Annotated in this window: 7 protein-coding genes; 4 read left to right on the top strand and 3 right to left on the bottom strand. The window is 73.7% G+C overall.

What is annotated here, in order from left to right:
- Nucleotides 1-1,026: D-alanyl-D-alanine carboxypeptidase family protein (locus KR546_RS17030; protein WP_238445921.1), on the top strand; the 1,026-nt coding region annotated here is incomplete at its 5' end.
- Between the two features lie 79 nt (nt 1,027-1,105).
- Nucleotides 1,106-1,771, top strand: coding sequence for an O-methyltransferase (locus KR546_RS17025; protein WP_238445920.1), 666 nt, complete (start codon nt 1,106-1,108; stop codon nt 1,769-1,771).
- A gap of 13 nt (nt 1,772-1,784) precedes the next feature.
- Here the strand turns inward: KR546_RS17025 and KR546_RS17020 are convergent, their stop codons facing one another.
- Nucleotides 1,785-2,384, bottom strand: coding sequence for a TetR/AcrR family transcriptional regulator (locus tag KR546_RS17020; RefSeq protein WP_238445919.1), 600 nt, complete (start codon nt 2,382-2,384; stop codon nt 1,785-1,787).
- Between the two features lie 148 nt (nt 2,385-2,532).
- Here KR546_RS17020 and KR546_RS17015 point away from each other — a divergent pair, with 148 nt between their 5' ends.
- Nucleotides 2,533-3,357: a thioesterase family protein gene (locus KR546_RS17015; RefSeq protein ID WP_238445918.1), complete on the top strand. Its 825-nt coding sequence runs from the start codon at nt 2,533-2,535 to the stop codon at nt 3,355-3,357.
- Between the two features lie 43 nt (nt 3,358-3,400).
- Here KR546_RS17015 and KR546_RS17010 read toward each other — a convergent pair whose 3' ends face one another.
- Complete coding sequence (locus tag KR546_RS17010; protein WP_238445917.1) at nt 3,401-4,606, bottom strand: ATP-binding protein; 1,206 nt, start codon at nt 4,604-4,606, stop codon at nt 3,401-3,403.
- Between the two features lie 143 nt (nt 4,607-4,749).
- A complete protein-coding gene (locus KR546_RS17005) occupies nt 4,750-5,778 on the bottom strand; it encodes a M14 family zinc carboxypeptidase (RefSeq protein WP_238445916.1) in 1,029 nt (342 codons plus the stop codon).
- A gap of 219 nt (nt 5,779-5,997) precedes the next feature.
- Between KR546_RS17005 and KR546_RS17000 the strand changes: the two genes are divergently transcribed.
- The gene (locus tag KR546_RS17000) at nt 5,998-7,692 is read left to right on the top strand and encodes a vWA domain-containing protein (protein ID WP_238445915.1); all 1,695 of its coding nucleotides are present in this window, start codon (nt 5,998-6,000) and stop codon (nt 7,690-7,692) included.
- Nucleotide 7,693 lies beyond the last annotated feature (1 nt).

The following is a 7,693-nucleotide window of genomic DNA, read 5'->3' as shown; positions in this document are numbered from 1 at the left end:
GCCGTGGAGAGCGCCGAGGCCGCCGCCGAGGCCGCGCGACAGGACCTCGACGCGGCCCGGGAGGAACTGGTCGACGCGCGCCGGGCGGCCGAGCTGGCCGACGAGGCACTGGCCGACGCCGACGACGACCTGGCGGCCGCCGAGCGCACCGCCCAGCTGCGCATCCGCGCCACCTACATGGAGGGCGGACACCTTGGGCTGACCACGATGATCCTCGGCATCGAGGACTTCAACATGGTCATGCGGGTGACCAAGATGGTCGAGGCGGCCATGGAGGAGGACCACGCCACCGTCGATGCCCTGGCCGTCGCCAGGTCGATCCGCCAGGAACGCCTCGCTGCCGCGGCGGCTGCCACGACCGCCGCACAGGCCGTGGAGTCGCGGGTCGAGGAGGCCATCGTCCTGACCGAGGACGCCCGCGACCAGGCCGAGGGCGCCGCCCGCGAGGCGGACCGCACCGCCGAGCGCCTCGGCCGGGAGGCCGACCGGCTGGCCGAGGCCTCGACCGAGGTCTCCCGACCACGGCTCGAGCTCGAGGGTCGCCTGGCCGCGGCCAAGGCCGCGCTGGAGGCCGGGCTGGCAGGCGGCAGCGACGTCGAGCTCGTGACGGTCTGGGCCGACCGCGGTGACGGGGTCATGATCGGCGGCATCACCGTCTCGACCGTGATCGGCCAGCAGGTGCAGGAGCTCCTCGCCGCCGCGGCGGCCGACGGCATCGTGCTGGGTGGCGGCGGGTACCGGACCCCGATGACGACCGTCCGGCTCCGGGAGGCCAACGGCTGCCCGGACATCTATGACTCCCCCGCCTCGTCGTGTCGGATCCCGACCGCCATCCCCGGTCGCTCGATGCACGAACGCGGGCTGGCCATCGACTTCTCGTACAACGGCCAGACCCTGTGCTTCGGGTCGGGCCCCCGCGGGTGCCGCGGCAACCGGGCCTTCGACTGGCTCGCAGCCAACGCCGCGGAGTTCGGGCTGCAGGGCAGCTCGGTCGAGGCCTGGCACTGGTCGCTGAACGGCAACTGAGGGCCCGGCAACGCGGGGCCCGCGCGCAGCTCGGCGCCCGGACCTACGGTGCGACCACGCCCCGTGACCGGAGACGACCATGGCCGGACGACGCAGCCTCCTGTCCCCCGCAGCCCTCGACGACTACATCCGTGACCACACGCGTGCGCCGGACACCGTCGAGCGCGCCCAGCACGCCGCGACCGCCGAGCTCGGCGGCGTGGCGACCATGCGCATCGACCACGAGCAGGCGGTGCTGACCACGCTGCTGACCCAGCTGGCCGCACCGGCCGTGGCCGTGGAGGTCGGGACCTTCACGGGTGCGTCGGCGATGGCGATCGCCCGTGGCCTGCCCCCCGACGCCACCCTCCACTGCTTCGACCGGTCGGTCGACTGGACCGACGTGGCGCAGGACTTCTGGGAGCAGGCGGGGGTCGCCGACCGCATCCGGCTGCACCTCGGGCCCGCCGACCAGGGGCTGGCCGAGCTGCCGGACGAGCCACACGTCGGCCTGGCGTTCATCGACGCCGACAAGCCGGGCTACGTCGGCTACCACGACGCGATCGTGCCCCGGCTGGTGCCGGGCGGGCTCCTGCTCGTGGACAACGTCCTGTGGTCGGGCGACGTCGTGGACCCCGAGGTCGACGACGACGACACCCGCGCGATCCGTGCCTACAACGACCACGCCGCCGACGACGACCGGTTGGAGGGCGTGATCCTGCCGATCGGCGACGGCCTGTTCGTGCTGCGTCGCACCGACGACTGACCGGGGGCACCGCTCAGGGGGCACCGGACGCGATCGGGTCGGCCAGCAGCAGCCGGACCATGCCCACGACCTCGGCCTCGGGGTCGCCCGACGGCGAGTCGTGGCCGGCGAGGTGCACGGTCGTGATCCCGTGGACGGCGCTCCACAGCCGCCAGGCCAGGCGCCGGGTCGTGCCGGGCGGACGCTCGTCGACGGTCGCCTCGAGGTACGCACCGACCGGGGCGAGCCAGCAGGTCCGGAAGGCCTCCCACTCGACGGTGCGGGCCGCCTCGTCCCGGCGGAACTCCGGGACCGGCGTGGCGAACATCAGCGCGAACGTCAGCGGGTCGTCCAGCGCCGCGCGGAGGTACTGCCTGGCGGTCTCGTGGACGTGCTCGGCCGTCCCCGGCACGGTCGGCAGCGTGCTGGTGGCGGCGACCCATGCCGCGAAGCCTCGGTCGTGCAGGGCCCGGACGATCTCGGCCTTGCCACCCACGCGGCTGTACACCACCTGGTAGCTGGTCCCGACCTCCTCGGCCAGCCGGCGCATCGACAAGGCGCCCACCCCTCCCCCACGCATCAGGCCCATGGCGGCGTCGAGGACGTCGTCGCGGGTGATCGTCGCGCTCGCCACGAGGTCCGCTCCTGTGCTCGTCGGATGACACCCCGGGACGGACGCTACCCGCCCGCTTGACCACCGTGAGTCCGCCGTGCTATCGTCATGACACCGTCATATTACAGCGTCATATCCCCGTGGCCACCTGATCCGAACGAGGTCCACCATGTCCGATGCCCCCACCCTCGCCACGATCCCCCTGACCACGGCCCTGTCCATGGAGGTCACCGCCCGCACCGACGACGCCGTCACGGTCCGCGCCCGGGTGCACGACGGCTTCGACGTCCACGGCATCCCCCACGGCGGCTACCTCGCCGCGATCGCGGCCCGCAGCGTCCTGCTCGCCGCCGGCCAGCCCGACCTGTTCACGGTCACCGTCCACTTCATGCGCAAGGCCACGATGGGCCCGATGGACCTCGAGGTCGTCCGGGTCGGGGGCAGTCGCCGGTTCGCCACCTGGCGCGCCACCGCCACCCAGGACGGCCAGGCGGTCCTGACCGCGCTGTGCTCCGTCGGGGACCGGACCGACCTCGACGGGCCCGGATGGACCGACGCGCCGGCGTGGGACCCGGCCGCGACCCCGCTGAGTCCGCCCGCCGGCCACCCCGACCTGCCGTTCGCGGCTCCGGCGGTGGCCAGCCAGTTCGGGCTCCGGCTGGCGCTGGACGACACCGGCTTCGTCCTGGGCCAGCGCAGTGACACCGCTCGCCTGCGGGCCGTGCTGGACACCGACGAACCCGACCAGTTGGCCGCGATCGTCGCCTGTGACGTGACCCCGCCGGCCGCGTGGAACCCCCTGGGCCGGGAGGGCTGGGTCCCGACCATCGAGCTGACGGTGCACGTGCGTGCCCGGCCGGCCCCGGGCCCCCTGGCCGTCGACGTCACCACGCACCACGTCACCGACGGCTTCCTGGACGAGGACGCGGTCGTCCACGACGCGACCGGCCGCCTGGTGGCCCAGTCCCGGCAACTCGCCCGCTGGACTGCCTGACGCCCGGACCGCGGAGATGTCGGTCAGCAACGGGGCGCGGTGCTCAGGGGGACTGGCGCAGGTGGCGGTCCAGGCCGGGGACGGCGAACGAGAACCGCCCTCGCCCGGGTTCGTAGCGGACCAGGGACTGCTGGATGAGCCCCTGCACGGTCGACCCGAGCTGGGCGGAGGTGCGGTCGAGCCGCGCGGCGACGTTGCCCACGGTCCGCTCCCCCGGTGACAACGCGGCGGCGGCGAGCAGCCAGTCGTAGGCGAGGTCGCCCAGCCCACGCAGGCGCTCCCCGTAGAAGCGCGCGAGGTCACCCTCGGCGGCCCGGGCGGCCTGTTCGACGTCGTCGAGCGTCACCACGTCGGAGCTGCCCGCCTCCCACGCGTGCTTGCCGAACAGGTGCAGGAAGTACGGGTAGCCCCCGACCAGGCCCACCAACCGGTCCAGCGCCTCGGCCTCGATCCCGACGTCCACGTTGTCGAGGAAGGCGCGCAGCGCGCTCGCGACGTCGGGGTCGCGCAGCAACCCGAAGTCCAGGGCCATCGCGCGCTCGAAGAAGGTCGAGCCCGAGCGCCGGATCTGCTCGGGCAGCGACGGCAGTCCGGCGACGTACACCGCCAACGGCAGGTACGCGCGCACCGCCTCGCCACGGGGACCGGTGGTGCGGTCGTGGGTCGTCTGCACCCGGGCGAGGGTGTGGCACACCACCTCGAGGGCACGCTCGCCGGCGTTCTGCAGCTCGTCGATCGTGACCAGCAGCAGGCGGTCACGGTCGGCGGCCTCGCGGGCCGTCCGCTCGAGCATGGTGGCCAGGGTGTCCGCCAGCACCGCCATCGAGGGACGCTCGCGGGCCGCACCGAGGTCCAGCTCCACCCCGCCGGCCGTGACCTTCAGCCCGATCCGCCGTTGCAGTGTCTCGCCCAGGGCGTCGCCGATCGCGGCCGCGGCCGAGGAGGCGTGGAGGGTCCGTGCGAGGTCGGCGACCAGGTCGGCGACGACCGCGTCGCCCCGCCGGGCGGTGGCACTGGCGACCAGGTGGCCGGCCTCCCGGGCCTCCTCGGCGAGCTGGGCCAGGAACACCGTCTTGCCGACCCCGCGGTTGCCGGTCACGACCCGCGCCTGCTCGTACACCCGGTTCGCGACGCGTGGCGCGACCACCTCGTCGAAGTCCCGGAACTCCCGGTCCCGACCGGCCCAGACCGTCGGCAGGATGCCGTAGCCGGGCGTGAACGGGCTTCCTGCCGGTGTTCGCCCCACCACGGCACCTCCGCTCGACACGTTCGTCAGTTTACCTCAGACGTAAGATGACTGCCGTGTCGTGGGCGGAGTCCGCGGGAAACGGCCCGGGGCGCGACCGGTCACGTGCCGGTCGCGCCCCGCGCGGTCGTGGGAGTCGTCAGGCCTCAGCCGCAGGAGCCGCGGTCGGCGTAGGGCAGGGCGTCGTAGCTCTCCCAGTCGGACTCGTACAGCGACCCGTCGGCAGCCGCCGACAGCACCGCCATCGTCGGGCGGACGAACAGCTGCTCGAGGTAGCCGTTGGACTTCTGGCCGACGCTGCGGGCCTCGAAGAAGATCACGCCGTCGATCCGCTCCTGGGACGTCGGGTCCTCGCCCTCGGGCGCGGTGCCACCCAACACCATGCGTGACAGCACCGCGGTGGTGATGTCGATGTCGGGGTAGCGGGCGACGTGGGTCTGGCCGAAGCCGTCGAGCGCGTCGAGGCTCACCTCGGTCATCTGCCGCGCGAGGTCACGCTGGCCCGGCAGGAGCCGGTCCGGGTCCACCGTGAACGTCCCGATCTGGAACTGGTTGAGGTCGTCGGTGTCCTCGACGCGGGGCGCCTCGCTCATGTGGTGCAGGTCCAGGCCCAGGTTCGGGTCGACCTCGGCGAACACCCGCCACCACGCGGCCGACTCGGGCTGGACGAAGTTCTCCCAGTCCCGGTTGAGGTCGACGCGAGTCGGGGTGGTGGAGCCACGGGTGTTGGCCTCGGCGCCGTCGGGGTTGTACAGCGGGATCGCGACGACGGTCAGCTCGTCGCGCAGCGCCCTGGCCTCGGCCGAGGGGCCGCCCAGCTTCTGCAGGATCTGCAGCACCGCCTCGGTGCTGTGCAGCTCGTTGCCGTGGATCCGTGCCTGCAGCCAGACCACGGTGTCACCCGTGCCGACGGTGGCGTAGGTGAGGTTGCGGCCCTCACCCGAGACGCCGGCGTGGTGCAGCTCGACCGTGCCCTGGCTGTTGCGGGCGATCGCGGCGAGCTGCTGCTCGGTCTCCTCGTAGCCCACGACGCTGGACAGGACGTAGGCCTGCTCGTCGACGATGCAGGGACCGCCGGGGTTGTGGGCGGGCGGGTCGGCGACGGCGGCCGGGACGGCGATGCTCGTGGCGAGCAGGCCGGCGGCAGAGATCCAGGCAAGGGGACGGAACTTCATCGATCGTGCTCCAGGTCGGGGGGCGACGCCGATGGTCACGAGGAATCTCGGAGACCGCGGCGATTGGGGGGTTCGACCAAACTAACCGCGCTGCCCCGCCACGTCACCCCCTTGCCCCGGATCGCCCCCCGAACGTCCCTCCTAGGCGGGCGAGGGGCCGCGCGCAACCATCGGCCGACGACCGGCGTCGCACTCCACGACCACGACCGGGAGCCCGTGATGCGCCGACCGACCACCCACCACCGCCCGATCCGCCCACTGGCCGGGGCCGTGGCCCTCGTGCTGGTGTTGTCGGCCTGCTCCGGGGGTGACGACGCCACGGAGTCCAGCGGCGCCACCGACGAGGTGGCCGTGGACGTCGCCCCGCGCGACGCCGAGGAGCCCGAGGCCGCGACCGAGGAGATGGCGACGGAGGCGGCCGCCGGCGAAGAGACGGCGGCTGCGGACCCGGTCGAGCCGGGCCAGGTCGCCGTGGCCCCGCGCGGCGACGACGCCCTGTCCCAGCCCCTGCCGGTGGACCCGGCCCCGGACGCCCCGCCGGTCGTGGTCGACGAGCCCGACGTGGCGCCGCCGGCCAACCCGTGGGAGGACCCCGTGGTCGACCCCCGCTCGACCTTCGGGCTCGACGTCGACACGGTGTCCTACGGCCGCATCCGCGAGGCGGTCGCGTCGGGCCGGTCGATCGACCCGGGCGAGGTCCGGATCGAGGAGGTCGTCAACGCGCTCGACTACGACTACGACCCCGATCCGGCCGAGGTGTTCGGCGTGACCGCGGACGGCGCGGCGTGGGCCTGGGGTCGCGAGTCCGGCACCCACCTCCTGCGGATCGGCCTCACCACCCCGGCGCCCGAGGTGCGGGATCCGGTCGACCTGGTCTTCGTCATCGACGCGTCCGGCTCCATGGCGTCGGCGATGCCCGACGTCCAGGAGAGCCTCCACGTGCTGGTCGACGCCCTCGAGCCCGGTGCCGACCGGATCGCGATCGTCACCTACGACTCGGTGGCACGCAGCGTGCTCGCCCCGACCGACGTGGAACAGGCCGACGTGGTCCGCGCCGCCATCGGCGAGGTCCGGGCCGGTGGCTCCACCAACCTCGCCGACGGGTTGGCCCTGGGCTACGACCAGGCAGCCCGGATGACCGAGGACCAGCCCGCCGGCACCAACACGCGCGTGGTCCTGCTGTCGGACGGGATCGCCAACACCGGGACAACCGACGTCGAGTCGATCCTGGCCCGCGTGGAGGGTGGGGTCGACGCCGGCATCGAGCTGCTCACGGTCGGCTTCGGCATGGGCGGGTTCAACGACCCCCTGATGGAGCAGCTCGCCGATCGCGGTGACGGCCGGGCGGTCTACGTGGACACCCCCGACGAGGCGCACGAGCTGTTCGGCGAGCAGCTGGCCTCGACCCTGCAGACGGTGGCGGTGGACGCCCGCAGCCAGGTGGCGTTCAACCCCGACGTGGTGGCCGCGTACCGGCTGCTGGGCTACGACAACCGGGCGATCGCCGACGACGACTTCCGCGACGACACGGTCGACGCCGGTGAGATCGGTGCGGGCCACGCGGTGACCGCGCTCTACGAACTCGACCTGCACCCTGCGTCGACCCGGCCGGCCGGCAGCGAGGAGGTCGCGACCGTCAGCCTCCGGTGGCTCGACCCCGACACTCGCCGTGCCACCGAGATCGCCCGACGCGTGGCGCTCGCCGACCTCGCCAGCGGCTGGGAGTCGGCCCCGGCGGGACTGCGGCTGGCCGGAACGGCGGCGGCCTGGGCCGAGGTGCTGCGGCTGTCACCCCACGCCCCGTACGGACGCGGTGGTGAGCTGGCCGACGAGGCCCGCCGGATCGCCGACGCCGTGGGCACCGCCGAGGTCGCCGAGTGGGCCGACCTGGTCGCAAGCACCACCGACGCCTGAC

This window comes from Salsipaludibacter albus, from assembly GCF_019798055.1.
GTDB lineage: Bacteria > Actinomycetota > Nitriliruptoria > Nitriliruptorales > Nitriliruptoraceae > Salsipaludibacter > Salsipaludibacter albus.
The sequence above is the reverse complement of the archived record's forward strand: the minus strand, read 5'-3'. Positions and strand labels throughout refer to the sequence as shown.